Source organism: Mycolicibacter heraklionensis (assembly GCF_001021505.1).
Lineage (GTDB): Bacteria > Actinomycetota > Actinomycetes > Mycobacteriales > Mycobacteriaceae > Mycobacterium > Mycobacterium heraklionense.
In genome coordinates this window covers 441,173-466,694 of sequence record NZ_LDPO01000001.1, presented here as the reverse complement: position 1 = coordinate 466,694, position 25,522 = coordinate 441,173, and the positions used below count along the sequence as shown (strand labels likewise).

General features: G+C 67.8%; 21 protein-coding genes. 13 read left to right on the top strand and 8 right to left on the bottom strand.

The features are described from left to right. Positions 1–17: 17 nt before the first annotated feature. From ABW16_RS02320 to ABW16_RS02305, 4 genes are all read left to right on the top strand, one after another. Positions 18–2,756: an AAA family ATPase gene (locus tag ABW16_RS02320; protein WP_052956758.1), complete on the top strand. Its 2,739-nt coding sequence runs from the start codon at positions 18–20 to the stop codon at positions 2,754–2,756. A 54-nt stretch (positions 2,757–2,810) separates the two neighbouring features. After that, complete coding sequence (locus ABW16_RS02315; protein WP_047317459.1) at positions 2,811–3,092, top strand: hypothetical protein; 282 nt, start codon at positions 2,811–2,813, stop codon at positions 3,090–3,092. A gap of 215 nt (positions 3,093–3,307) precedes the next feature. After that, positions 3,308–3,694 carry a hypothetical protein gene (locus ABW16_RS02310; protein WP_047317458.1) on the top strand — a complete coding sequence of 129 codons (387 nt, stop codon included), beginning with the start codon at positions 3,308–3,310 and terminating at the stop codon, positions 3,692–3,694. 25 nt (positions 3,695–3,719) lie between these two features. Continuing rightward, positions 3,720–4,121, top strand: coding sequence for a phage holin family protein (locus tag ABW16_RS02305; RefSeq protein ID WP_047317457.1), 402 nt, complete (start codon positions 3,720–3,722; stop codon positions 4,119–4,121). A gap of 1 nt (position 4,122) precedes the next feature. Here ABW16_RS02305 and ABW16_RS02300 read toward each other — a convergent pair whose 3' ends face one another. Then, a complete protein-coding gene (locus ABW16_RS02300; protein ID WP_047317456.1) occupies positions 4,123–6,900 on the bottom strand; it encodes an ATP-binding protein in 2,778 nt (925 codons plus the stop codon). 110 nt (positions 6,901–7,010) lie between these two features. Here ABW16_RS02300 and ABW16_RS23780 point away from each other — a divergent pair, with 110 nt between their 5' ends. From ABW16_RS23780 to ABW16_RS02285, 3 genes are all read left to right on the top strand, one after another. Next, entirely contained in the window at positions 7,011–9,308 is a 2,298-nt protein-coding gene (locus ABW16_RS23780) for a cellulase family glycosylhydrolase (RefSeq protein ID WP_233424666.1), read from the top strand. A 64-nt stretch (positions 9,309–9,372) separates the two neighbouring features. Beyond that, entirely contained in the window at positions 9,373–10,236 is an 864-nt protein-coding gene (locus tag ABW16_RS27970) for an Fpg/Nei family DNA glycosylase (protein WP_047317455.1), read from the top strand. 48 nt (positions 10,237–10,284) lie between these two features. Then, positions 10,285–11,034: an SDR family oxidoreductase gene (locus tag ABW16_RS02285; protein ID WP_047317454.1), complete on the top strand. Its 750-nt coding sequence runs from the start codon at positions 10,285–10,287 to the stop codon at positions 11,032–11,034. Positions 11,035–11,051: 17 nt separating this feature from the next. On the opposite strand, the gene cysW is transcribed toward ABW16_RS02285, so the two are convergent. Continuing rightward, positions 11,052–11,882: a sulfate ABC transporter permease subunit CysW gene (gene cysW / locus ABW16_RS02280; RefSeq protein WP_047317453.1), complete on the bottom strand. Its 831-nt coding sequence runs from the start codon at positions 11,880–11,882 to the stop codon at positions 11,052–11,054. Continuing rightward, a complete protein-coding gene (gene cysT, locus ABW16_RS02275; protein ID WP_082133932.1) occupies positions 11,879–12,763 on the bottom strand; it encodes a sulfate ABC transporter permease subunit CysT in 885 nt (294 codons plus the stop codon). The genes cysW and cysT overlap by 4 nt, the downstream gene beginning before the upstream one ends. A 91-nt stretch (positions 12,764–12,854) precedes the next feature. On the opposite strand from cysT, the gene ABW16_RS27710 reads away from it, so the two are divergent. Next, the gene (locus tag ABW16_RS27710) at positions 12,855–12,977 is read left to right on the top strand and encodes a hypothetical protein (RefSeq protein ID WP_268768016.1); all 123 of its coding nucleotides are present in this window, start codon (positions 12,855–12,857) and stop codon (positions 12,975–12,977) included. Between the two features lie 410 nt (positions 12,978–13,387). Here ABW16_RS27710 and pgi read toward each other — a convergent pair whose 3' ends face one another. Next, the gene (gene pgi / locus ABW16_RS02270; RefSeq protein ID WP_047317451.1) at positions 13,388–15,052 is read right to left on the bottom strand and encodes a glucose-6-phosphate isomerase; all 1,665 of its coding nucleotides are present in this window, start codon (positions 15,050–15,052) and stop codon (positions 13,388–13,390) included. A gap of 34 nt (positions 15,053–15,086) precedes the next feature. Next, entirely contained in the window at positions 15,087–15,350 is a 264-nt protein-coding gene (locus ABW16_RS02265) for a chorismate mutase (protein ID WP_047317450.1), read from the bottom strand. 246 nt (positions 15,351–15,596) lie between these two features. On the opposite strand from ABW16_RS02265, the gene pcrA reads away from it, so the two are divergent. Next, entirely contained in the window at positions 15,597–17,924 is a 2,328-nt protein-coding gene (gene pcrA / locus ABW16_RS02260; RefSeq protein WP_047317449.1) for a DNA helicase PcrA, read from the top strand. 2 nt (positions 17,925–17,926) lie between these two features. Here pcrA and ABW16_RS02255 read toward each other — a convergent pair whose 3' ends face one another. Beyond that, positions 17,927–18,445 (bottom strand): hypothetical protein, encoded by a 519-nt coding sequence (locus tag ABW16_RS02255; protein ID WP_047317448.1) that lies wholly within the window; start codon positions 18,443–18,445, stop codon positions 17,927–17,929. Positions 18,446–18,509: 64 nt separating this feature from the next. Beyond that, positions 18,510–19,511 carry a M23 family metallopeptidase gene (locus ABW16_RS02250; RefSeq protein ID WP_047317710.1) on the bottom strand — a complete coding sequence of 334 codons (1,002 nt, stop codon included), beginning with the start codon at positions 19,509–19,511 and terminating at the stop codon, positions 18,510–18,512. 288 nt (positions 19,512–19,799) lie between these two features. Here ABW16_RS02250 and sucC point away from each other — a divergent pair, with 288 nt between their 5' ends. From sucC to ABW16_RS02235, 3 genes are all read left to right on the top strand, one after another. Then, positions 19,800–20,978, top strand: a complete 1,179-nt coding sequence (gene sucC, locus ABW16_RS02245) for an ADP-forming succinate--CoA ligase subunit beta (RefSeq protein ID WP_047317447.1) — start codon at positions 19,800–19,802, stop codon at positions 20,976–20,978. A 3-nt stretch (positions 20,979–20,981) separates the two neighbouring features. Beyond that, complete coding sequence (gene sucD, locus ABW16_RS02240) at positions 20,982–21,884, top strand: succinate--CoA ligase subunit alpha (protein WP_047317446.1); 903 nt, start codon at positions 20,982–20,984, stop codon at positions 21,882–21,884. Positions 21,885–21,972: 88 nt separating this feature from the next. Continuing rightward, entirely contained in the window at positions 21,973–23,505 is a 1,533-nt protein-coding gene (locus ABW16_RS02235) for an acetyl-CoA acetyltransferase (protein WP_047317445.1), read from the top strand. A gap of 113 nt (positions 23,506–23,618) precedes the next feature. On the opposite strand, the gene ABW16_RS02230 is transcribed toward ABW16_RS02235, so the two are convergent. Further along, positions 23,619–24,467 (bottom strand): LLM class F420-dependent oxidoreductase, encoded by an 849-nt coding sequence (locus ABW16_RS02230; protein ID WP_047317444.1) that lies wholly within the window; start codon positions 24,465–24,467, stop codon positions 23,619–23,621. 156 nt (positions 24,468–24,623) lie between these two features. Here ABW16_RS02230 and ABW16_RS02225 point away from each other — a divergent pair, with 156 nt between their 5' ends. Further along, entirely contained in the window at positions 24,624–25,508 is an 885-nt protein-coding gene (locus ABW16_RS02225; protein WP_047317443.1) for a DUF5336 domain-containing protein, read from the top strand. The last annotated feature ends 14 nt before the right edge of the window (positions 25,509–25,522 follow it).

Genomic DNA, 25,522 nt, shown 5'->3' with positions numbered 1-25,522 from the left:
CTGTGGTTTCAGGTTTGGTGGCTCGCAACTCGGAGTCGGCGGCGGTGCGCGACTTCCTGGAGCGTGCGTTGAGCGAACCCACCATCCTGGTGGTCGAGGGTGAAGCGGGTATCGGCAAGTCCACCACACTGTCGGACGCCACCCAGGCCGCATCGGCACGCGGGTTCCGGGTGCTCTCCGCTTCGGGGGCCCCAGCCGAGGTCAGCTATGCCTACGCCGCGGTGGCTGATCTGTTGGCCTTCGTCGACGGCCCGGTGTTGGCTGAACTGCCTGAGGCGCAGCGCGCCGCGCTTGAGCACGTTCTGCTTGGTGGCAGCGACGGGCCCGCCGGCAACGAGCGGATGGTGGCCTCCGCGTTCCTGGCCGTGATCCGCCGGTTGAGTTCGGACAGGCCGGTCTTGCTCTGCATCGACGACACTCAGTGGTTGGACGCCTCCAGTCGGGCGGTGATCGGGTTCGCGGCACGACGGCTCACCGGCTGCACCGGGCTGATTGTCGCCGTTCGGACCGGTGTGGCGGACTCCGTCGACATGAGCTGGCTGAGCGCTTCGCGCCCCGACATGATCACGCATCTACCGGTAGCTCCGCTGCCCCTGGGCGGCGTGCACGCTCTGGTGTCGGCACGGCTGGGTCACGCCTTGCCGCGCCCGGTGATCACTCGGATTTACGAAATATCTGGTGGCAACCCGTTTTTCGCACTCGAGCTGGCGCGGTTCATCGCCGAGGACCCGGCCCGGGCGGCGGGTGGTCTGCCCGACACGCTCGCCGCGCTGGTGCACGACCACATCGCTGACCTCGACGAGGAGGTCGGCGCGGTGCTGCTGGCCGCCGCGTGTGCCGCGTCGCCGACCGTGCAGCGGGTCGGTAAGGCCGTCGGTATCACGCCCGAGCGGGTGGTGGAGGTGGTCGAATCCGGACAGGCCGGCGGGGTGGCCGAGGTCGACGGTGACCGAGTCCGGTTCCGCCATCCGTTGTTCGCCTCCGGTGTCTACAGTTCGGCCGGACCGGCTGCGCGCCGGGTGATACATCGGCGACTGGCTGGCATCGTTGAGGAACCCGAGCTGACGGCCCGGCATCTGGCGTTGGCGGCGACCACCAGTGATCCGGACACCCTGGCAGCCCTTGATGCCGGGGTCGAGGCCACCGTGGCGCGCGGCGCACCGGCGGTGGCTGCCGAGTTGTTGGAGCTGGCCATCAAACTCGGCGACGACACTCCCCTTCGGCGGATGCGGGCCGCCGAACAGCACTTCCGTTCCGGTGCGGTCGCACCGGCACGCGCCCACCTGCAATCGACGTTGGATGCTTTGCCGGAGCCGAGCGGGTTGCGCTGCATGGCGTTGATCGCCCTGGCTGCCGTCACCGGCTACGACAGCAGTTTGTCGACCGCAGCGGATTTGCTGACCCAGGCCGTCGACCAAGCCGCCGATAACCCGGTGCTGCAGCTTCGCGCCAGATTGCTTCTGGTGCCGATCGTTGCGTTGACACGAAATCTGAAGGAATCCGTTGACCAGGCCCGCATCACCGTTGCCCAAGCCGAGCAGCTTGGCATTCCCGCCCTGCACAGCCAGGCGTTGACGACGCAGGCGATTGTCCGCTTCATGCACGGCCTCGGGGTGGACGAGGCAGCTCTGGAGCTGGCGCGGGATCTGGAAGATCCGGCCAGCAGTGCGGCAGTGGGCTACCACGCCAGCGCCGCCGCACCGGTGATTCGCTCCTGGACGGGGGACCTGAACGAGGCGCAGAAGCAGATCGGTGCCGTCCAGCAGCGGGTCCTCGCGACCGGGACCGAGATCGACATCCTCTGGGTCGCCGATCACGCCACCATGAATGAGCTGTGGTTGGGCCGTTACACCGAAGCGAGGGCTATCGCCGATGAGACCGTGCGGCGCGCCGAGCAGATGGGCGCCAAGATGGTGCTGGTGTTCGCGTGGGCCCGTCAGGCTGCCGTGGCCGCCCATACCGGATGCGTCAACGATGCTCGCTCGGCCGCGCATTCGGCGATCGATATGGCCCGTGCCGTCGGAGATGTGATGAACGCGGCTTCGGCGACGGCGACCCTGGGATTTCTTGAGGTGTCATTGGGTGATTTCGCAGCAGCGGTCACGGTGTTGGAGCCGCTGTTGGCCGCGTTCGACCCGGACCATGACACCGAGATCACGATCGGGGGCTATCTTCCCGATGCGATCGAGGCGTTGACCGCGTTGGGGCGCCTCGATCAGGCCGAACCGCTGGTCGCCGCCCTGGAATGTAACGGCGTTCGCCACGACCGGCCGTGGATGTTGGCCGTCGGCGCCCGGGGGCGGGCTCACCTGCTGGCCGCCCGGGGTGAATTGGAGGCCGCTGAGAAGGCCGCCGAGGACGCCCTGGCGCACCATGACCGGGTGCCGATGCCCTTCGAGCTGGCCCGCTCCCAGCTGGTGCTGGGTGCGCTGCAGCGTCGGCGCCGCCGTATGCAGGCCGCCGAGGCGACGCTGCGGGAGGCGCTGGACACCTTCGAACGTATCGGCGCGCCGCTGTGGGCGGATCGGACGCGGGCGGAGGTGGCGCGCCTGGCGGGCCCGGTCGGTGCGGGGGCCGGGCTGACCGCCGCCGAGCGGCGCGTCGCCGAGCTGGCGGCGGTCGGATTGTCGAACAAGCAGATCGCCGCCGAGTTGTTCATTGCCGCCAAGACGGTGGAGATGAATCTGTCCAGCGTGTACCGCAAGCTGGGGATCCGTTCCCGCGCCGGATTGTCCGCCGCGCTCAGCCCAGGGTGAAGTCCAGGGAAAACCCTGGTTCCATTCGGTGCCATTGTCGTTAACGTCGGACGCATGGGCGACAGCGAGTCCACGCGTCAGTGCTTCCTGGTCGAGTGGTATCAACCCGACCTGATGGAATCGGCCGTCGAAGCAGCCATTGACCGGCTGACCGCCCCCGCGACCGCCGCACGGGTGAAGCTGCTGGTGGCGTTGACCGCGCCCAGCGACGAAACCCTGTTCGGGGTGTTCTCCGCGGAGTCCGTGGATTCCGTGGTGACGGTGTGCCGGCAGGCCGGATGGCATATCGACCGGATCACCACCGGGGTGTGGGCCCGCATCGGCGCCACCGGCTAGCCACCTAACCCCTGCCGGCCATATCAGGGACGGTCGGCAATCCCGGTCGCCGCCAACGCGGCGGACAGCCGCGCCGGATGTGCCAACAGGGTGGCCTTGCCAACCCACCCGACACACCAGACATTTTGCGCCCCGATGCCAGGGAAATCCCTGTATCGCTGCGTTCGGCCGGCGGGCTAGCGTCGGCGATGAGACTCGATCAAAGGGGACTGGTCATGCTGAATCGCCGCCGCAAGGCTTCCGTGGTGGCCATCGCGGGCGCCGCCCTGCTGGGCTGGGCGCCGATCGCCGGCGCCGACGACCCGCCCGCCTGTGACGAGAAAGACTTGCAATGCCAGCTGGAGCAGGACCAGGAGCAGGACCAGGGTGCGGGCATAGCCCAGCGCGTCATCGACGAGACGAAGCAGGGCGCGGACCGCGCGAACAAGGCATTGCAAGAGGCGAACCAGGGCAACGATCAGGCTAAGAAGGCCATCGACCTGTCCGACAAGAATTGCTGGGTGGTCAACGGCGTGCCGACCATGTGGTCGCCCGGTCTGGCGACGGGACCGGGGCAACGCGCTGAGCCGTGCTACTACGTCTACGGACTTACCCCGCACTGACGCCGCACCGAGTAGTTTTGCGCCCATGGGACCATTCCTGCTTCGCGCCGCACTGACCGGACTCGCCTTGTGGATCGTCACCCAGATCGTTCCTGGGGTCGAGATCGTCGGCGGCGACACCACGCTGCAACGGGTGGGCATCATCTTCGTCATCGCCTTGATCTTCGGGCTGGTGAACGCCTTCATCAAACCGGTGGTGCAGCTGCTGTCGATACCGCTGTACATCGTCACCCTCGGCCTGTTCCACATCGTGGTCAATGCACTGATGCTGTGGATCACCGCGTGGATCACCGACAAGACCGCCAAGCACTGGGGTCTCTACATCGCCGATTTCTGGTGGGACGCCATCTGGGCCGCGATCGTGCTCTCGCTGGTGGGCTGGGTGTTGTCGCTGGTGCTGCGCGACGCCGGTCGCATCGCCAGGTAAGTCAGTCCGCGTCGCGGGCTGACGCCAAGGCCGCGGACAACCCGGCACGCGAGCGGATGCCCAGTTTGCGGTAGATCCGGCTCAGATTCATTTCGACGGTCTTGGCCGAGATGAACAGCTGCGCGGCGATCTGCTTGTTGGACATGCCGTCCGCCGCGAGCGCCGCCACCCGCTGCTCGGAGGCCGTCAAGGTTGTGCTGTCGCCCTGGGCCTGATCGATGCGGCGCAATTCGGCTTGTGCTCGCGCCGCCCACAACGGGGCGCCGAGCTGTTCAAAAGTCTGCAGCGCCTCACGCAGACTCGCCGTGGCGCCTGGGTGGCGGCGTCGTCGGCGCTGCACCGTGCCCAGCAGCAGCTGGGTGCGGGCCCGCTCGAAGGGCATCGGCAGCCGCGCATGATGCGTCATCGCCCGATCGAGGGCCTCGAGCGCGGCCGGCAACTCGCCGCGGGCCGCTAACACCTGGGCGCGTCCGCGTGCAGCCACGGCGAGCGTCCAAGGCCAATCATGGGCAGTGCCGTGCTCCTCGAGCGTCTCGACCAGGTGCTCGGCGTCGTCGAGGTGGCCCAGAGCGGTCAGCGCTTCGATGGCGTCGGGGAGATATCCGCCACCCTGAATGTCGCAGCTGGGGGCGGTGCGGAATCCGTCGAGCAGGGGCTGCAGCACCGCCAGCGCCGCCGGATAGTTCTTGAGTGAGACCTCGAGGAAGCCCAGGATCAGGCTGGGCTCTTTGGCCAACAGCGGGGCGCCGATCCGACCGGAGGTAGCGATCGCGGCCGCCACCGCGTCGCGCGCTTCGACTTCGCGGCCGGTGTATGCCGCAACCGCGGCCTGGACCGTCCAGGCGGTGACCAACGCCAGCCGCGCGTCCATCTGCTCGGCGCGCTCCACCGCGTCCCGTGCCGCAGCATCGGCCTCCGGATAGCGGCCCGCCCACAGCGCGATCATCGATATCCGAACGGCCGCCCAGAGGATGTCCACCTCGGTGCCGCCAACGCGCAGCTGCTGCTGTAACGCCCGCATCCGAGTCAGCGCGAGGTCGAGGTCACCGCGGTAGGCGGGCATCATCGCCGCCACGCCACTGGCCCGAAACCAGGTGGTGGCGCCACCGTGTGGATCCTCCAGCTCCAGCGCAAGCCGCAGGGCTTCGCGGTCCTCGCCGAGTCCGCGGGCGAACTTGGCGAAAACCAAGATCGACAGCGCCTGGCTCCGCAGGTTCGGCACGCCGAGCTGGTCGGCGAGGGCGACGGCCTCCTGCGCACGCGCGACGGCATCGCCGAGACGGTCGAGCATGGCCAGCGGCAGAATCATCCGCAGCAGGCACAGCAGCCGCAACGCCGCGTTGTCGCCGGCCTCATCGGCCGCCGTGGCCATCGTCTCGGCGGAACCCACTGTGTCGTCGTCGTACCCCCGCACCGCGCCCAACCACATCAACGCCATCGACCGCAGCACCCCCGGGGGCGTGTCCTGCAAGCTCGTCTGCAGATGCCGGCGTGCGGCAACCAGCGATCCCGCGCGGAACTGCAGCTCGCCGGCGCGGATGCGTCGCTGCGGGGTGTCGCCGCCCAATTTGATTGCCAGCTCGATCAATTCGGCGGCGACGGCCGGTGCGCCGCGCGCGGATGTGGATTCGGCGGCCGCGTCGAGCGCCGAGAGGGTGAGCTGGTCGCCACTGGTCGCGGACAGGGCCAGGTGGCGTGCTTTGATCTCGGGCTGATCGATGACGTCGGCGAGCCGGCGGTGCATGGCCCGCCGGCGCGCGGGCGTGGCGCCGGTGTAGACGCCGGTGGCGAACAGCGGATGGGTGAACCGCACCCGGTTGCCGTCAAGACCGACGATGGCGCGGCTTGCCGCGGAGTCCAGCAACTCGACGACGCGGGTCTCGGTCAAGCCGGCGCCCTGGGCGATCAGTTCGACGGTCGGCGCCGCCGTGGACGCCGCTGCCAGCAATACCGTGGACTCCTCGTCGTCGGCGTCGCCGATCCGGCCGCGCACCAACGCCGACAACGTGTCCGGCAGATCGACGATGGCATCGGATTCGCCGGTCGCCGTGCGGGCCGCCAGTTCGAGGGCGAAGAACGGGTTGCCGCCGGAGATGTCATGGATCCGGGTGATCGTCGGGCGCGGCAGGGTATGCCCCAACCGCGCGGCGATCAGCGCGTGCAGACCGCCCAGGGGCAGCGGTCGGATGCGCAGCCGGGTGAGGGCCTCCGGCCGGCGGAACTGCAGCCGCGACTGCATATCGAGCGAGTCCGGCTCCCCGATGCGGACAGTGGCCAGCATTCCGGCTCGTCCGCTGAGTCGGCGGGCGGCATAGCTGATCACCGCCGTGCTGGAGCGATCCAGCCATTGCGCATCATCGATTGCCAGCAAGACGGGCTCCTGGGCGCTGAGGTGCTGGATCACCGACAAGAAGGCCGTTGCGACCACGCGTTCGTCGGTAACCGGGCCGGCGGCGACATCGCCCAGCTGCGCGCGACCCAGGGCCAGGCGGTGTATGTCGGGCAACTGAGCCAACGCCGCGTCGTCGACACCGCTCAACAGGTCAGCCACCGCGGAATACGCATAGCTGACTTCGGCGGGCGAACCGCGCGCCGCCAACACCTGAAACCCTCGTGCCAGAGCTTGGTCGGTGGCGTCAACCAGTAAGGACGTCTTTCCGATGCCCGGCTCACCCTCGAGCAGCAACCCGACTGGGCCGTCTGCAATACGCGCAAGGAAATCCGATATCGCTCGGACCTCGGATTCCCTCCCCGCCAACCCTCCCCACACGATCAACATGGTCGCAACGAACGGCGGCTTGCGGAACCCGTTGACATCGAATGCAACCGGTGTAACGTTCCCCTAAGCTGAATCTAATCTTTTTTTCAGTGGGTGGGGGGCCGTCGGAGATGACTCGCGTTGGCGTGACCGCGGCTGTTGCGGCACTGCTGGACTTGGTCATGATGGCGCCGGCGGTGCACGCCGATGTTGTCGACGAGCTGCTCGATCAGGCGCTGGCGCCGTTGATCGACGCGGCGAGCAACAGTGCCGACTGGGACGCGTTGGCGACGCCCGCGTCCTGGGACGCCTTCTTCGACTCCGCCCATTGGGAAGCGGCCTTCGCGGACCTGGGCTGGCCCGGTAGTGGCGACGCATCCGCATTTGATGCGACCGCGTGGTTCGACCAGAACATCTACACCCCACTGCACACCGGCATCGAGAACTGGATACACAGCGCGACGCTCACCCCGCTGCGTGACGGGCTGAACCAGCTCAGCCAGGCGGTCGGTCTCGGGCCCATGATCGCCGATGGAGCCGACGGCACGGCCCAGCACGTCGACGGTTATGCGGGCGGCTGGCTGTTCGGTGATGGCGGGGCCGGCTATGCCGGCACCAATGCCCAGGCGGCCGGCGGTGCGGGAGGAGCGGCGGGACTGCTCGGCAACGGGGGTGTCGGCGGTGCCGGCGGCGCGGGCGCAGCCGGCGGTGCCGGTGGAGCGGGCGGCGTGTTCATGGGTATCGGCGGGGCCGGCGGCGCCGGTGGTGACGCGTCGGGCGGGACCGGGGGTGTCGGCGGTGCCGGCGGCCACGCGGCCGGGCTGCTGTTCGGGATCGGCGGTGCGGGCGGTGACGGCGGCGGCGGGGCTGACGGCGCCCATGGCGGTGACGGCGGCGACGGCACCGGGCTGCTGGGCAGCGGTGGTCACGGCGGCGACGGTGGCGCTAGCGGAGTCGGCGGGCCCTCCACGGGCTTGCGGGCGTTGGGCGGTGCGGGCGGCAACGGCAGCGCGTTGGGCACTCACGGTGGGGTCGGCCACTTCGGCACCGACCCCACCCGGGACCCGGCGGGCCCGGCAGCCCTGGCCAGCGCCGGAGGCTGGATAACCAACAGTGACGGGCAGGTCGTCATCCTGCACGGCCTCAACGAGGTCTACAAGCTCGCACCGTATGAGCCCTCGGCCATCGGATTCGGCGACGACGATGCGGCCTTCCTCGCCGACAACGGGTTCAACGTGGTGCGCCTGGGCGTCATCTGGGCCGGGGTGGAACCGCAACCCGGCGTCTTCGACGACGCCTACCTCGCCTCGATCGCCCAGACCGTGCAGATCCTGCACAGCCACGGCATCACCGCCATCCTCGACATGCACCAGGACGACTACTCCAGCGTGTTCGCCGGCGAAGGAGCTCCCGACTGGGCGGCACAAGACGGCGGTCTGCCCAACCTCGACTTCGGCTTCCTGCTCAACGGCCTGCTCAACCCCGCGAGCAACCACGCCTGGGATGCGTTCTGGTCCAACTCGCACGCACCCGACCAGGTCGGGTTGCAGAACCATTACGCGCTGATGTGGGAGCACGTGGCCGACTACTTCAAGGGCAACCCCGGAGTCGCCGGCTACGGGGTCATGAACGAACCCGCCGCGGGTTCACAGACCCTGGCGAGCCTGTTCAGCCCGCACTTCGGCACCCAGCAACTGACCCCGTTCTACAACCAGGTGGACGCCGCGATCCGGGCCGTCGACCCGCACACCCCGGTCTTCTTCGAGCCCGCGGTCATCAACGGCTTGGCGTTCCCCATCAGCTTGGGCACGGTCGCCGATCCCAACACCGTCTTCTCGTTTCACAACTACCTCGGCTATGTCGGGCCGCTGGCCGATATACCCGTGCACAACGCCATGGCATACGCGAACGCCCACGGCATCCCGTCGTTCATGAGCGAATTCGGATCCGGCGGCAGCTTGGACACCATCGGCGCCACCATGGGAGCCGCCGACAAGAACTTCATCGGGTGGACCGAGTGGGAGTACAGCGACCGGGGCGACATCACCACCACCGGGGGCGGCCACGGGTGGCTGGTCCACGACCCCGCGGTGGCGCCGACCGGCGACAACGTAGACGCCGCGAAGTTGGCCCTGTTGGCCGAGCCGTACCCGCAGCTGGTTTCCGGTACCCCGACCACCTGGTCAGTTGTCGACGGCGCCCTGCATTTCAGCTATTCCACCGCGATGGCGAACGGGTCGGGCAGCTTTGCCGACGGCTCCATCACCACCATCTCGGTGCCGGCGATCGCCTACCCCGACGGCTACGACGTCGTGGTCAGCGGCGGGCACGTGGTGTCGGCGGCCAATGCCGCCGAACTGGTCATCGCCTCCGACTCCGGCGCCGCCACGGTCTCGGTGGTGGTGAGCCCCGCCGCGGCGACGGGATAACACCTACGCCCTGCGGGGCGAAAGAGTCGGGCGCGTCGCCAGGTAAACAGGCAGACTCGGGGGCATGCCGGAGCTGCCCGAGGTCGAAGCACTCGCCGATCATCTGCGTCGGCACGCCGTCGGTTGCACCATCGGGCGGATCGACGTGGCGGCGCTGTCGGTGCTCAAGACTTTCGACCCGCCGCCGACGGCGTTGCACGGTCGGGAGGTGACCGGCGCGCATCGCTGGGGCAAGTATCTGGGGTTGCAGGCCGGCGAGCTGTTTTTGATCGCGCACCTGTCCAGGGCGGGCTGGCTGCGCTGGTCGGATCAGCTGGCGGCCGCGCCACTGCGACCGGGTAAGGGCCCGATCGCGCTGCGGGTGCACCTGGGCGTCCCGGGGCAGGCCCCCGGCTTCGACCTGACCGAAGCCGGCACCCAGAAACGGCTGGCGGTCTGGTTGGTCGACGACCCGGCGAAGGTGCCGGGCATCGCCACACTGGGGCCGGATGCGCTTTCGATCAGCGCCGATGAGCTGGCCGGACTGCTGGCCGGCAATACCGGTCGCATCAAAAACGTCCTGACCGATCAGAAGGTGATCGCCGGGATCGGCAACGCCTACAGCGACGAGATCCTGCACACCGCGCGATTGTCTCCGTTCGCCACCGCCGGCAAACTGTCGGCAGATCAGCTGACCGCACTGCACGAGGCCATGCACGCCGTGCTGACCGATGCCGTCACCCGCTCGGTCGGCCAGCAGGCCGCCACCTTGAAGGGAGAGAAGCGTTCCGGTCTGCGCGTACACGCCCGAACCGGTCTGCCGTGCCCGGTGTGTGCTGACACTGTTCGGGAAATATCTTTCGCCGATAAGTCATTTCAGTACTGCCCGACCTGCCAGACCGGCGGCAAGGTGCTGGCCGACCGACGGATGTCGCGACTGCTCAAGTAATTCTTCGACGTGTCTTCGACAGCCTGCGACCGCCGTTAAGCTGCCCTGGTGAACCGTCAGAAAATCCTCATCACTGGTGCCAGTTCAGGACTGGGTGCCGGCATGGCCCGCGTTTTCGCTGCACAGGGACGTGACCTGGCCCTGTGCGCCCGCCGGACGGACCGGCTTGATGAACTGAAAGCCGAACTCACAGACAAGTTTCCGGGAATCAAGGTGGCGGTAGCTGCCCTCGACGTGAATGACCACGACGAAATTCCCAAGGTGTTCAACCAGTTCGCCGCCGAACTGGGCGGCATTGACCGGGTGATCGTCAATGCCGGCATCGGCAAGGGCGCTCCGCTCGGATCCGGCAAGCTGTGGGCCAACAAGGCGACCGTTGAAACGAACTTGGTCGCCGCGCTGGTGCAGATCGAGACCGCACTGGAGATGTTCAAATCCGCCGGCAGCGGCCACCTGGTGCTGATCTCGTCGGTATTGGGCAACAAGGGCGTTCCGGGCGTCAAGGCGGCTTACGCCGCCAGCAAGGCCGGGGTGTCGTCGCTGGGCGAGTCGCTGCGCGCGGAGTACTCGCGGGGCCCGATCAAGGTCACGGTGCTGGAGCCGGGCTACATCGAATCGGAGATGACCGCCAAGTCGGCGTCCACCCTGTTGATGGTGGACAACGAATCCGGGGTCAAGGCCATGGTGCGTGCCATCGAACGCGAAACCGGCCGGGCCGTGGTCCCGCCCTGGCCGTGGGCCCCGCTGGTATGGCTGCTGCGCCGCATGCCTCCGCGGTACACCAAACGCTTCGCCTGAGCGGAGTCATGCTCGGCTCAGCGGGTCACCCAATCCAGGGCCTTGGCTCGCTTGCGGTAGATCAGCAGGACCGCCTTGGCGATCAAGAACGCAACGGCTACGCCCATCAGCAGGGTGGACACGGCGTAGGCGCCGTACTCAGCCCCCCGGTGGTAGCGGTCGTTGACCAACAACGTCAGGGTCTGCGACTGGCCCGGCAGGTTCGACGACACCATGATCACCGCACCGAACTCCCCGAGTGTGCGCGCAGTGGTCAAGACGATGCCGTAGGTCAGTCCCCACCGGATCGACGGCAGTGTGACCCGCCAAAGTGTCTGCCACGCATTGGAACCCAGCGTCGCGGCAGCCTGTTCCTGTTCGATTCCGATCTCCACGAGCACCGGCTGGACCTCGCGCACCACGAACGGCAGGGTGACGAAGATGCTGGCCAGCACCATGCCGGGCAGCCCGAAGATGATCTTGAATCCCAGGTTGTTCTCGACGAATCCCAGAGCCCCCGATGATCCCCACAGTGCGATCAGGGCGACGCCGACGATAATGGGTGAGACCGCAAACGGCAGGTCGAGGATCGCCTGAAGCGTTGATCGCCCCCGGAATTTGTTGCGCACCAGCAGGATCGACGTCGAAACACCGAACAATGCGTTGAGCGGCACCACGATGGCCACCAGTAGCAACGACAGTTTCAGCGCAGAGACCGCCGCGGGAGTGCTCACCCAGGCCCAAAAGTGGCCAAACCCAGGCTGAAACGTTCGGTACAGAATCACCGACACCGGAGCGATCAGCATGACGCCGATATAGGTCAAGACGGTGATGCGCAGGAGATGGCGCTTCTCCAACCGCGACGTCACTCGGCCTCCTCCTCGCGCTTGGCCGCACGCCCGCCGACGGTCCGCAAGACCACCAGCACAGCGAACGAGATCGCCAACAACACCATCGAAATCGCCGCCGCGCTGGTGTGGTCATCGTTCTCGACCAGTGCGCGGATCCACTGAGACGACACCTCGGTCTTGCCCGGAACGGCACCACCGATCGTCACGACCGAGCCGAATTCGGCGACGCAACGCGAGAACGCAAGCCCGGCACCGGTCAACAACGCCGGTTGCAGCGACGGCAGCACAACCGTCTTGAAGGTGGTCAGGCGCGTCGCTCCGAGGGCTGCGGCTGCCTCCTCGACCTCCCGGTCGATCTCCAGCAGCACCGGCTGGACGGCGCGGACCACCAGCGGCAACGTGACAAAGGCCAGTGCCATCGCCACCCCGGGCGGAGTGTGCTGCAGATGAATGCCGATCGGACTGGAGTTGCCGTACAGGGCGAGCATCACCAAGCTGGTGACGATGGTCGGCAGCGCGAACGGTAGATCGATCAGCGCATCGATCACGCCTTTTCCGACGAAGTCATCGCGCACCAACACCCAGGCGGTCGCCAGACCGAACACCACGTCGAGCACGGTCACCAGGACCGAGATCGTCAGGGTGACGCGGAACGACTCGAGTGCCGCATGCGAGGTGACGGCCAGCCGGAAACCTTCCCAACCCCTGCCGCCGGCTTGCCAGGCGATGGCAACCAACGGCAGCAGCACGATCACCGACAGCCACAGCGTGGTCACCCCGATCCGAAGCGGGGTGATGACGGATCGGCTCGGAATGGCTGAGAGGGCCGCCGCAGCGTCCCGCACCTCCGTGCCGGGCCGGACTCGCTGAGTCGGCTTCAGTGGAGTCGCGACTGTCATCGGGTGGATCCGAAAGAAGAATGCATGCTGGCCTTCCAATGCCCGAGATGTTCGGCACCGGTCACCGAGAGTGACTACCGAGAATTAGCAAGTGGCGGGGGAGTCAGCGACAACAGTGCAGAACGCCCGCGCCACCGCGGCGGGCGCCGCGGTGGCGGCCGAACGCCGTTGCGGCGCTCTGCCCAACACGGGTTGGCATCTGCATGGCGCGTAGCTTAAGGAAACCTGGACGCCGAAATCTTTGTCGTGCCGCGATAGGTTTCCCGGCCGGAATTCAACGGACGGCCATCGACTTTTCGTTGCGGCCGCCTAAGCCGGTCGGCGGGTCAACCTGGCGCCCCGGGAAGCGGTGGTCCTGGGCTCAGCTGCGCGACTGTTGCGGGGTGGTCGTCGCCTGTGCCGGATTCTGGTGCGAAACCTGTTATGAACAGCGCTGATTCGACTCGGCACGTGCTTCCCGCAGTGCCGGGCCCGGGCCGCTGCGTGCCGCCGTGACGCTCATCGGTGTGATCGCGGTGACGCCGTTGCGGCACGGTGCTGCTGCCGGCCGGTCGCGCTCCTCGGCGAACCGACGGCGGTGGCTGCCGGAAAAAGTCAGGGTGAGAGAAATGCCCCAGCCCGGGTCTAGGTCGCCCGGCCCCGCTCCGCCCGGTAGCGGCGCACCAGCGCGTCGGTGGAGCTGTCGGTCTGGCGCGGCGGGGCGGCGTCCTCGGTGAGCACCGGCAGCAGCGCATTGGCCTGCGTCTTGCCCAGCTCCACGCCCCACTGGTCGAACGAGTCGATCCCCCACACCACGCCCTCGGTGAACACCTGGTGTTCGTAGAGCGCGATCAACTGGCCCAGCGCCGAGGGGGTGAGCTGGGTAGCCAGAATGGAGGTCGTCGGGCGGTTGCCGGGCATGACCTTGTGCGGCACGACATCTGGGGATGTGCCTTCGGCGGCGATCTCCTCGGCGCTCTTGCCGAACGCCAGCACCTGGGTCTGGGCGAAGAAGTTGCTCATCAACAGGTCGTGCATGCTGCCCGTGCCGTCCGCGGTGGCCAAGTCGTCGACCGGCTGGGAGAAGCCGATGAAGTCGGCCGGTATCAGCCGGGTGCCCTGGTGCAGCAGTTGGTAGAACGCGTGCTGGCCGTTGGTTCCCGGCTCGCCCCAATAGATTTCACCGGTGTCGGTGCTGACGGCAGTGCCGTCGACGCGGGTCGACTTGCCGTTGGATTCCATGGTGAGCTGCTGCAGGTAGGCGGCGAAGCGGTCCAGGTCGTTGGAGTAGGGCAGCACCGCGCGGGACTGGGCGCCGAAGAAGTTCGAGTACCACAGCCCGATCAGGCCCAGCAGCGCCGGCGCGTTGGATTCCAAAGGCGCGGTGCGGAAGTGTTCGTCGACGATATGGAAGCCGGACAAGAACTCCGCGAAGCGCTCCCGGCCGATGACGGCCATCACCGACAGCCCGATCGCCGAGTCCACCGAGTACCGTCCGCCGACCCAGTCCCAGAAGCCGAACATGTTCGCGGTATCGATGCCGAACTCCTCGACCAGCGCAGCGTTGGTGGAGACCGCCACGAAATGCTTGGACACGGCCGCGTCGCCCAGCGCGTCGGTCAGCCAGCGGCGGGCCGCGGTGGCGTTGGTCAGTGTCTCCAGTGTCGAGAACGTCTTGGAGGCGACGACGAAAAGCGTGGTGGCCGGATCTAAACCGGCCAGTTTCGCGGTCAGGTCGGCCGGGTCGACGTTGGAGACGAACCGTGCCGAGATGCCGGCGTCGGCGTAATGGCGCAATGCCCGGTCCACCATCACCGGGCCCAGGTCCGAGCCGCCGATACCGATATTGACCACGCATCTGATGCGTTTCCCGGTGGCACCGACCCATTCGCCACTACGCAGCCGGTCGGTGAAATCGCCCATCGCGTCCAGCACCGCGTGCACGTCGGCGACGACATCCTGGCCGTCGACGTGCAGATCGGCGTTGCGCGGCAGCCGCAACGCGGTGTGCAGCACCGCCCGATCCTCGGAGGTGTTGATGTGGACCCCGGCGAACATCGCGTCGCGCCGGTCCTCCAGGCCCGCCGTCCGGGCCAGATCGACTAGCAGCCGCACGGTCTCGGCGGTAATGCGGTGCTTGCTGTAATCGATATAGAGATCACCGACGGTGACGGTGAACCGTGCGCCGCGTTCGGGATCGTCGTCGAAGAACTGACGCAGGTGGGTGTCGCCGATCTGCTGGTGATGCTTGCGCAACGCTTCCCAGGCCGGGGTGGTGGAGATGTCCGGGATCTGGGTAACGGAGCTCATACCCCGACATTAGCGGCGGGGCCCGGCGGCCGGCTTAGTGGCCGAGCCGGCCGCGGCCCATCCGCAGCAGCAGCATGGCCAGGTCCTTGCCCTCCTGGCCGAGCTCGCTGTAACGCTCGATGACCGTCATCTCGCGGCTGTGCACCAATCGGGTGCCGCCGGAGGCCATCCGGGCCTTGCCGATCTCCTGCGACACCTCGGCGCGGCGCTTCACCGCGGCCAGGATCTCGGCATCCAGACGGTCGATCTCGTGGCGCAGCTCGTCGATGTCGGGCAGCTGTTGGGGTTGGGCAGACATGATCAAAACTCCAGGTTCTCGCTGTTGGTGGTTTCTGGTCCCATCGGCGATCCGGCCTCACACAACAGACGAGCCCCGGGTCGGCGAAGCGGACCGCGGGGCTTGGCGTTGCAGCTAAACCACGGGCACCGCTGACCGGTACCCGTAGAAAAATCGACGCTGCATGTCGAGCACGAACCGAGTGTGCCACTAAGGGCCGTGCCAGCGCAAAGACTGTCGTCGGGCGGCGGTACGTTGGGTTGCGATATGACAGTGCACGCGACTCCGCAGACCGACCACCTCCTCGACGGGCTCAACCCGCAGCAGCGCCGCGCCGTGCTGCACGAGGGCTCGCCGCTGCTGATCGTGGCCGGGGCCGGCTCGGGCAAGACCGCGGTGCTCACCCGGCGCATCGCCTATCTGCTGGCTGCCCGCGACGTCGGGGTGGGCCAGATCCTGGCGATCACCTTCACCAACAAGGCCGCCGCCGAGATGCGCGAGCGGGTGTCGAGCCTCGTCGGACCCCGGGCCCGGGTGATGTGGGTGTCGACGTTTCACTCCACCTGTGTGCGGATCCTGCGCAACCAAGCCTCGGTGGTCCCCGGGCTGAACTCGAACTTCTCGATCTATGACGCCGACGATTCGCGGCGGCTGCTGCTGATGATCGGCCGAGACATGGGCCTGGACGTCAAACGGCACTCGCCGCGGCTGCTGGCCAGCGCCATCTCCAACCTGAAGAACGAACTGATCGACCCGGACCGCGCACTGGCCGACCTCACCGAGGACTCCGACGACCTGAGCCGGGTGGTGGCCACGGTCTACGCCGAGTATCAGCGCCGGCTGCGGTCGGCCAACGCGCTGGACTTCGACGACCTGATCGGCGAGACGGTCGCGATACTGCAGGCGTTCCCGGAGATCGCCCAGCACTACCGGCGCCGGTTCCGGCACATCCTGGTCGACGAGTATCAGGACACCAACCACGCCCAGTACATGCTGGTGCGCGAGCTTGCGGGGCACGGCGGTTCCGTCGAAGGCGGGCAGTCCGACACGGACATCCCGCCGGCGGAACTGTGCGTGGTCGGTGACGCCGACCAGTCGATCTATGCCTTCCGCGGCGCCACCATCCGCAACATCGAGGATTTCGAACGCGACTACCCCGACGCGACCACCATCCTGCTGGAACAGAACTACCGCTCCACGCAGAACATCCTCTCGGCAGCCAACGCGGTGATCGCCTACAACTCAGGGCGCCGGGAGAAGCGACTGTGGACCGACGCCGGCGACGGAGAGCTGATCGTCGGCTACGTCGCCGACAACGAACACGACGAGGCACGCTTCGTCGCCCAGGAGATCGACGCCCTGACCGATGCTGGCACCGTCAACTACAGCGACATCGCGGTGTTCTACCGCACCAACAATGCGTCCCGGTCGCTGGAAGAGGTGTTCATCCGCAGCGGCATCCCGTACAAAGTCGTTGGCGGCGTGCGCTTCTACGAACGCAAAGAGATCCGCGACATCATCGCCTACCTGCGAGTGCTCGACAATCCCGGCGACGCGGTGAGCCTGCGGCGCATCCTCAACACCCCACGCCGCGGTATCGGCGACCGTGCGGAGGCGTGCGTGTCGGTGCACGCGGAGAACACCGGCACCGGGTTCGCCGCCGCGCTGGCTGCCGCCGCCGAGGGCGGCGTACCGATGCTCAACAGCCGTTCGCAGAACGCGATCGCGGCCTTCGTGGCGATGCTCGAGGAGCTGCGGGCGCACCTGAACACCTGCGACGACGACCTCGGCGGCCTGGTGGAGCTGGTGCTGGACCGGACCGGCTACCGCGCCGAGTTGGAGGCCTCCACCGACCCGCAGGAACTGGCCCGGCTGGACAACATCAACGAACTCGTCAGCGTCGCACACGAATTCAGCATTGACCGGGCCAACGCGCTCGCCGACCAGGACGGCACCCTCGAGGAGGAGGATGTGCCCGACGTCGGGGTGCTGGCGGCGTTTTTGGAGCGGGTCTCGCTGATCGCCGACACCGACGAGATCCCCGAGCACGGGGCCGGCATGGTCACCCTGATGACCTTGCACACCGCCAAGGGGCTGGAGTTCCCGGTGGTGTTCGTCGTCGGCTGGGAGGACGGCATGTTCCCGCACATGCGCTCGCTGGGGGATGCCCGCGAGCTGTCCGAGGAACGCCGGCTGGCCTACGTCGGCCTGACCCGGGCGCGGCAACGGCTGTACCTGAGCCGGGCCAAGGTGCGTTCGTCCTGGGGCCAGCCCATGTTGAACCCGGAGTCGCGATTCCTGCGGGAGATCCCCCAGCAGCTCATCGACTGGCGGCGCACGGACGCCACCGCATCACCGAGCGCCCCGGTCAGCGGCGCCGGCCGGTTCGGAACCCCGCGGCCGGCACCGAGCCGATCGAGCAACCGGCCGCTGCTGGTGCTGGCGCCGGGGGATCGGGTGACGCATGACAAGTACGGTCTGGGCCGGGTGGAGGAAGTCTCCGGGGTGGGGGAGTCGGCGATGTCGCTGATCGACTTCGGCAGTTCCGGGCGGGTCAAGCTGATGCACAACCACGCGCCGGTGACCAAGCTCTAGCCTTAGCCGCTCTCCGCCCAGCGCCTGGTGGCCGGGTGCAGTGCCGCCGCGACGGTGGCGACCTCGATGACCGGGATGACGTGCACGATCCCCGGCACCCGGGCACCCGCGAGGAACAGGCTGCCGAAAGTCAGCAGGGCGACCACGGCTCCGACCGCGATCAGGTAGCGGCCGAGCGGGCGCCGCAGCAGCAGCATGATCACCCCGGACACCGTCGTCCCGGCGAACACCAGGCTCAAGAAGCCGACCGCGACGCAGAACAGCCGGTCGGTGTGCCACCAGCTGGCGATCAGGTCGGTGGACACCACCGAGGTGGCCCAGCAGCCGACCAGGGCGAGCACGCAGACGCCGATCGCGACGCCCGCCGCCGGGTATCGCACCGGCAATGGTGCTGGGGTGGGTTGGATGGCCGGCGGTATCCGCCCAGAGTTGGTGACGATCGGGATGGCGCCGGTGGGCGCCCGGCGGATGATGCGGCTGGGAGAACTGACGCCGGTCGGTGGATGGTGGCGGTCGCTCACCGTTCCAGGCTAGCGGCGACTGCAAGCGCGGCGAAGCCGTGCGTGGCAGGTCGACGCCGTCGTATCAGGCGAAATTGATCCCGCGCTTGGCGAGCCAGGAAGCCGGGTCGATCCGGTTGGTGCCGTTCTGCAGCACCTCGAAGTGCAGGTGCGGACCGGTCGAGTAGCCGCGATTGCCCATCTCGGCGATCTGGTCGCCCGCCATCACGCGCTCACCGACGCTGACCAGCGACCGGTTGATGTGGCCGTAGAGGGTCACGGTGCCGTCGGAGTGGCGCAGCTTGACCAGCATGCCGTAACCGGCGCTGGGACCCGACTCGATCACCACGCCGTCGGAAGCCGCCAGGATCGGGGTGCCGATGGCGTTGGCGATGTCGATGCCGGCGTGCAGCACACCCCAGCGGTAGCCGAAGTTCGACGTGAACGCGCCCTGCGTGGGTGCGACGAACAACGGACGCTGCAGCCGGGCTTCACGCTCGGCGCGCTCCTGCGCGAACGCCACGCCCTTGGCCAACTCCTCGTTGTGCACGACGACGTTGGCCGCAGCTTTGACCGTGATCATCTGCAAGCCGTGGCTGGAAGTCGTGGTGGTGCCGTCGTTCAGCGTGGTCTTGCTGGCCGCCAGCACGGCCGGCCGGGCGACGGTGTCGCCGGACGGGTGGGTGGCGGCGTGCGCGGCGGCAGCGGCCGCACCGGCGGCCATCGCCGCGATCATCACGCGACTCTTGACGGCACTGGCGGGCTGACTACGGTGTCTGCCGCCGCGCGGGGGCAGCTGAGCCGCCTCGTGCGGGTGGTAGGAGCGCTCCGGGTAGCCGCCGCGGGGGAATGCCAGCCGCAGGACCGGCATGTTGTCGGTGTCGGTCATGTCGTCGAGCTCAGGGGCCAGCAGCACGTCGGACGCTTCGTCGAACGTGTCGTCGCTGAATGCGTCGTCGGGCCAGCCGAACGCGTTGAACGGAATGATGTCGGTGACCTCGGCGGGGCTGGGTTCCGGAGACCGGATCGCAGCAGCCGTGGCGCCGTTTCGACGTCGAGGGAGAGCCCCGCCGGAAACCGGACGCATCGGTGCACCGTGCTGCATCAGCCTAGAAGTTCCTCTGGTCGTGATCAGAACGTTATAAAGACCTGGACCTGGTGACGGTAACCACTCCCCCTGGGGCCTGGCAAGCTATCGGCCAAATCCCGTCGTTAATGTGAAGCGAATCACGTTTTTCTGGCGGTGAGATGTGCCACAGCAGTGGTACGCGAGGAGGGAACCCCGCCGCACTCTCGATACAGTGCCTCGGGAGCTAAATCTCTCACAATCCGACAGCGCCGGCTTGCCGGCGACCCGCAATAAGACAGTGAGCCCATGGATCTTTTCGAGTATCAGGCGAAGGAGCTGTTCGCCAAGCACAACGTGCCCACCACGCCGGGCCGGGTAACCACCTCCGCTGAGGACGCCAAGGCAATCGCCACCGAGATCGGCCGGCCAGTCATGGTGAAGGCCCAGGTCAAGGTTGGCGGCCGCGGCAAGGCCGGTGGCGTCAAGTACGCCGCCACCCCGGACGACGCGTTCACCCACGCGCAGAACATCCTCGGTCTGGACATCAAGGGCCACGTTGTCAAGAAGCTGCTGGTAGCCGAGGCGAGCGACATCGCCGAGGAGTACTACATCTCCTTCCTGCTCGACCGCTCCAACCGCACCTTCCTGGCCATGTGCTCGGTCGAGGGCGGCATGGAGATCGAAGAGGTCGCCGCCACCAAGCCCGAGCGGCTGGCCAAGGTGCCGGTCGACGCGGTCAAGGGTGTGGACCTGGCGTTCGCCCGCTCGATCGCCGAGCAGGGCCACCTGCCCGCCGAGGTGCTCGACGCCGCCGCGGTCACCATCCAGAAGCTGTGGGAGGTCTTCGTCGCCGAAGACGCCACCCTGGTCGAGGTCAACCCGCTGGTTCGCACCCCCGACGACCAGATCCTGGCGCTGGACGGCAAGGTCACCCTGGACGGCAACGCCGAGTTCCGTCAGCCCGGCCACGCCGAGTTCGCCGACCTGGACGCCACCGACCCGCTGGAGATCAAGGCCAAAGAGCACGACCTGAACTACGTCAAGCTCGACGGCGAGGTCGGCATCATCGGTAACGGCGCCGGCCTGGTCATGTCGACGCTGGACGTCACCGCGTACGCCGGTGAGAAGCACGGCGGCGTGAAGCCGGCCAACTTCCTCGACATCGGGGGCGGCGCCTCCGCCGAGGTGATGGCCGCCGGCCTGGACGTCATCCTGGGTGACAAGCAGGTCAAGAGCGTGTTCGTCAACGTGTTCGGCGGGATCACCGCCTGCGACGCGGTGGCCAACGGCATCGTGGCGGCGCTGGGGATCCTCGGTGACGCCGCGACCAAGCCGCTGGTGGTGCGCCTGGACGGCAACAACGTCGAGGAGGGCCGGGCGATCCTGGCCGAGGCCAACCACCCGCTGGTGACCGTCGTCGCCACCATGGACGAGGCCGCCGACAAGGCCGCCGAGCTGGCTTTCGCAGCCGGAAAGGACGCTTAAGTCATGTCGATCTTCGTCAACAAGGACAGCAAGGTCATCGTCCAGGGCATCACCGGTGCCGAGGCGACCAAGCACACCGCGCGGATGCTGGCCGCCGGCAGCCAGATCGTCGGCGGGGTCAACGCCCGCAAGGCCGGCACCACCGTCTCGCACAAGGACAAGGACGGCAACGACGTCGAGCTGCCGGTGTTCGGCAGCGTCGCCGAGGCCATGAAGGAGACCGGCGCCGACGTGTCGATCGCCTTCGTGCCGCCGAAGTTCGCCAAGGACGCGATGATCGAGGCCATCGACGCCGAGATCCCGCTGCTGGTCGTGATCACCGAGGGCATCCCGGTGCAGGACAGCGCCTACGCGTGGGCCTACAACGTGGACAAGGGTGAGAAGACCCGGATCATCGGGCCGAACTGTCCCGGCATCATCACCCCGGGCGAGTGCCTGGTCGGCATCACGCCGGCCAACATCTCCGGCTCCGGCCCGATCGGTCTGGTGTCGAAGTCCGGAACCCTGACCTACCAGATGATGTACGAGCTGCGGGACTTCGGTTTCTCCACCGCCATCGGCATCGGCGGCGACCCGGTGATCGGCACCACCCACATCGACGCCATCGAGGCGTTCGAGAAGGACCCGGACACCAAGGTCATCGTGATGATCGGCGAGATCGGCGGCGACGCCGAGGAGCGGGCCGCGGCCTACATCAAGGCCAACGTCACCAAGCCGGTGGTCGGCTACGTGGCCGGGTTCACCGCGCCGGAGGGCAAGACCATGGGCCACGCCGGCGCCATCGTGTCCGGCTCGTCGGGTACCGCGGCCGCCAAGCAGGAGGCGCTGGAGGCCGCCGGGGTGAAGGTGGGCAAGACCCCGTCGGCCACCGCGGCTCTGGCACGACAGATCCTCGAGAGCCTGTAGCTGTTTCTCGCGCGAGCAGACGTGAAAGCACCCAAGTTCGTGGCTTTTTGGGGGCTTTCGCGTCTGCTCGTCGTAGAAGGGTGAGCACATGAGCATCGATCCGCGCACTCCCGTCGTCGTCGGCGTCGGGCAGGCCGCCGAGCGTATCGACGACGCCGACTACCGCGCGATGTCGCCGGTGGAGCTGGCCGCGGCCGCCGCTCAGGCGGCCTTGGCTGACTGCGGGGCGAACACAGACCAGGTCGCGTCGGCCATCGATGCGGTGGTGGCCACCCGCCAGTTCGAGATCTCTATTCCGAAAGCCCCTGCGCCGCTGGGCAAGTCGAACAACTTCCCCCGGTCTGTTGCGCGCCTGATCGGCGCGGAGCCGGCGCGGGCGGTGTTGGACAAAGTAGGCGGTCAGGGGCCGCAGAAGCTGCTCACCGAGTTCGCCGGCGAGATCGTGGCGGGCACCGCCGACGTGGTGCTGCTGTGCGGATCCGACGCGACTTCGACGCTGCGCCACTTCGCCAAGGCCGACAATAAGCCGGACTTCACCGAGACCATCGACGGGCAGCTCGAAGACCGCGGCTTCGGTCTGGACGAGTTCGTCGAGCGCTACACCGTGATCCACGGCTTGACCGGTGCGCCGGTGCAGTACGGCCTGCTGGAAAACGCCCGCCGTGCCCGGCTGGGCCTGAGCACGGCCGACTACCTGCAGGCCATGGGGGAGCTGTTCGCCCCGATGACCAAGATCGCCGCGAAGAACCCGTTCTCGGCTTCCCCGGTGGAGCGTTCGGTCGATGAGCTGACCACCATCAGCACCGACAACCGAATGATCTGTGACCCCTACCCGCGGCTGCTGGTGGCGCGCGACCAGGTCAATCAGGGTGCCGCGGTGCTGGTGATGTCGGTGGAGGCCGCCCGCCGCCTGGGTGTGCCCGAGGACCGCTGGGTGTACCTGCACGGTCACGCCGACATGCGTGCCCAGCGGCTGTTGGAGCGGCCTGACCTGAGTGCCTACCCGGCCGCCATCACGGCTACCACCGAGGCGCTCGAGATGGCCGGGATCGGCTTCGGGGACGTCGCGGCCATGGACCTCTACAGCTGCTTCCCGGTGCCGGTGTTCGCCATCTGCGATGCCTTCGGCCTGGTGGGCGATGACCCGCGCGGCCTGACGCTGACCGGTGGACTGCCCTTCTTCGGCGGCGCCGGCAACAACTATTCGATGCATGCGATCGCCGAGGCTGTCGCTTCAGCCCGAAGTGTCCCAGGGCAATTCACGTTCGTCGGGGCCAACGGCGGCATGATGAGCAAGTACGCGGCCGGGGTGTACTCGACCACTGCGGTGCCGTGGAAGCCGGATCGCAGCGCCGAACTGCAGGCCCGGGCCGATACCGCACCGGCCGTGGCAGTCACCGAGAGCGCCGAGGGCCCGGCCACCATCGAGACCTACAGCGTCCGTTACGACTGGGAGACCCGGACCGGAATCGTCATCGGCCGATTGGATGCCGACGGCACCCGGTTCCTGGCGACCACCGAAGACGACGACCTGGTGGCCTTGTTGTCCGACGGCGACCCGCTGGGCGCTGCGGTGACGGTGCACGCGTTCGACTACGGCAACCGCTGCTCGTTGCGCTGATTCCCCACCACCGTCCCGCCGTGAGGGTGCGCAGAATGCCAGCACAACTGGCGTGTCGCCGGACAAACACGCACCTTCGCGCGGAGTGGGGCTCCCGCGTTAGGTGCTGAACGCTAGGTGCTGAGCCCCAGCTTGCCGGCCAGCCGTTCCACGTACGCCGCCACCTCGGACTCGGAGCGGTCCGGCAACCCGAACAGGGTTTCGGTCACGCCCAACTCGGCCCAGTGCGCCAGCTTCTCGGGAACCGGCTTGAAGTCCAGCGCTACGATCGCAGGCGCTCCGTCGCGGCCCGAGGCCGCCCAGGTGTCCTGCAGCAGCTTGACCGGCGCGTCGATGTCGAAGTCACGCGGTGTGGTGATCCAGCCGTCGGCGCTGCGGGCGATCCACTTGAAGTTCTTCTCGGTCCCGGCCGCACCGACCAGCACCGGAACGTGCGACTGCACCGGCTTGGGCCAAGCCCAGCTCGGGCCGAAGTTCACGAACTCGCCCTCGTAGGACGCTTCCTCCTGCGTCCACAGCGCCCGCATCGCCTCCAGGTACTCCCGCAGCATGGTGCGCCGCCGTCCGGCCGGCACGCCGTGATCGGCCAGTTCATCAGTGTTCCAACCGAATCCGACACCCAGGCTCACCCGGCCGCCGGACAGATGGTCCAGTGTGGCGATTGATTTCGCCAGCGTGATCGGATCATGCTCGACCGGCAGCGCCACCGCAGTCGACAGGCGCACTCGCGAGGTCACCGCGCAGGCGGCCCCCAGACTGACCCACGGGTCCAGGGTGCGCATATAACGGTCATCGGGCAGAGACTCGTCCCCGGTGGTCGGGTGGGCGGCTTGCCGCTTCACCGGAATGTGCGTGTGCTCCGGCACATAGAACGTGGTGAAGCCGTGATCATCGGCGAGTTTGGCGGCGGCAGCCGGGTTGATTCCGCGGTCACTGGTGAACAGCACGAGCCCGTAATCCATATCCGTGATTAGAACGTGTTCCTGTTCGACGGGCAACGGGGGGGTCCGGATCGCGCGGTGTTGTCCCACCGAGTAGCCCCGCATGTGCGCTAGCGTGGATGGTCGAAGAGCGCCGCACCGCCCAGAAGCGCCCTGCCCACAAGCACAGGAGAGGTCATGACCTACTCGCCCGGGACTCCCGGCTTCCAGCCTTCTCAACCGTCAGGCTCATACGGACCACCGACCCCGTCGTTCGCCAAAGCGGGCGGCGATGCCGAGAGCAAACTGCCGCAGTATCTCCGGATCGCGGTGGTTGCGCTGGGGCTGGGTGTCTACTTGGCCAACTTCGGGCCGATCGTGACGATCACCGACGTCGACTACCCGCTGGTCCTCGGCGACGCCGGCCACACCGTTCCGCTGGCGGTGCTGGCCGCACTGCTGGCCGCGGTCAGCCTGCTGCCCAAGGCGAAGGTCTACACGGCGGTGGTCGCCGTGGTCTCGGCGTTGGGTGCCCTGCTGGCCATTTCGACCGTCGCCGACGCCAGCGGCGACTACACCATCGGTTGGGGGCTGTGGCTGATCCTGACCTTCAGCGTCCTGCAGGCCGTCGCCGCGGTCGGATCGTTGCTGCTGGAGGCCGGCGTGGTGACTGCGCCGACTCCGCGTCCGAAGTACGACCCCTATGCCCAGTACGGGCTGCCGCCGGGCGGCAACTACTACGGCCAGCAGGGCTACGGACACCAGGGACACCAGGGCCAGCAGGCTCCGCAGCAGCCTGGTTACCCGTCGTCGTACGGCAGCTACCCGTCCGCGCCGTCCAGCGGCGGCTTCGGCGCCCAGCAGGCACCGTCGTCGGGTGCCTACTCCTCAGGCGCCCAGCAGTCGGCACCGCAGGGGCCGCCGACTCCGCCGACCGGATTCCCCTCCTACAACCCGCCGTCGTCCGGTGGTTCGGGGAGTTCATCGACCGGTGGCCACAGCGCATCCGGTTCGGACCAGAGCTCGACGGGCGGCCAGCAGTCGCAGGGCGGCTCCGCCTCGTCGGGGCCGGCGCAGCCCTAACCCGCGCCCGCGCG

Coding starts and splice junctions, on each gene's coding strand:
- ABW16_RS02315 (WP_047317459.1), top strand. CDS start 2,811: ATGGGCGACAGCGAGTCCACGCGTCAGTGCTTCCTGGTCGAGTGGTAT.
- ABW16_RS02310 (WP_047317458.1), top strand. CDS start 3,308: ATGCTGAATCGCCGCCGCAAGGCTTCCGTGGTGGCCATCGCGGGCGCC.
- ABW16_RS02305 (WP_047317457.1), top strand. CDS start 3,720: ATGGGACCATTCCTGCTTCGCGCCGCACTGACCGGACTCGCCTTGTGG.
- ABW16_RS02300 (WP_047317456.1), bottom strand. CDS start 6,900: ATGTTGATCGTGTGGGGAGGGTTGGCGGGGAGGGAATCCGAGGTCCGA.
- ABW16_RS23780 (WP_233424666.1), top strand. CDS start 7,011: ATGACTCGCGTTGGCGTGACCGCGGCTGTTGCGGCACTGCTGGACTTG.
- ABW16_RS27970 (WP_047317455.1), top strand. CDS start 9,373: ATGCCGGAGCTGCCCGAGGTCGAAGCACTCGCCGATCATCTGCGTCGG.
- cysT (WP_082133932.1), bottom strand. CDS start 12,763: ATGACAGTCGCGACTCCACTGAAGCCGACTCAGCGAGTCCGGCCCGGC.
- pgi (WP_047317451.1), bottom strand. CDS start 15,052: ATGAGCTCCGTTACCCAGATCCCGGACATCTCCACCACCCCGGCCTGG.
- ABW16_RS02265 (WP_047317450.1), bottom strand. CDS start 15,350: ATGTCTGCCCAACCCCAACAGCTGCCCGACATCGACGAGCTGCGCCAC.
- pcrA (WP_047317449.1), top strand. CDS start 15,597: ATGACAGTGCACGCGACTCCGCAGACCGACCACCTCCTCGACGGGCTC.
- ABW16_RS02250 (WP_047317710.1), bottom strand. CDS start 19,511: ATGCGTCCGGTTTCCGGCGGGGCTCTCCCTCGACGTCGAAACGGCGCC.
- sucC (WP_047317447.1), top strand. CDS start 19,800: ATGGATCTTTTCGAGTATCAGGCGAAGGAGCTGTTCGCCAAGCACAAC.
- sucD (WP_047317446.1), top strand. CDS start 20,982: ATGTCGATCTTCGTCAACAAGGACAGCAAGGTCATCGTCCAGGGCATC.
- ABW16_RS02235 (WP_047317445.1), top strand. CDS start 21,973: ATGAGCATCGATCCGCGCACTCCCGTCGTCGTCGGCGTCGGGCAGGCC.
- ABW16_RS02230 (WP_047317444.1), bottom strand. CDS start 24,467: ATGGATTACGGGCTCGTGCTGTTCACCAGTGACCGCGGAATCAACCCG.
- ABW16_RS02225 (WP_047317443.1), top strand. CDS start 24,624: ATGACCTACTCGCCCGGGACTCCCGGCTTCCAGCCTTCTCAACCGTCA.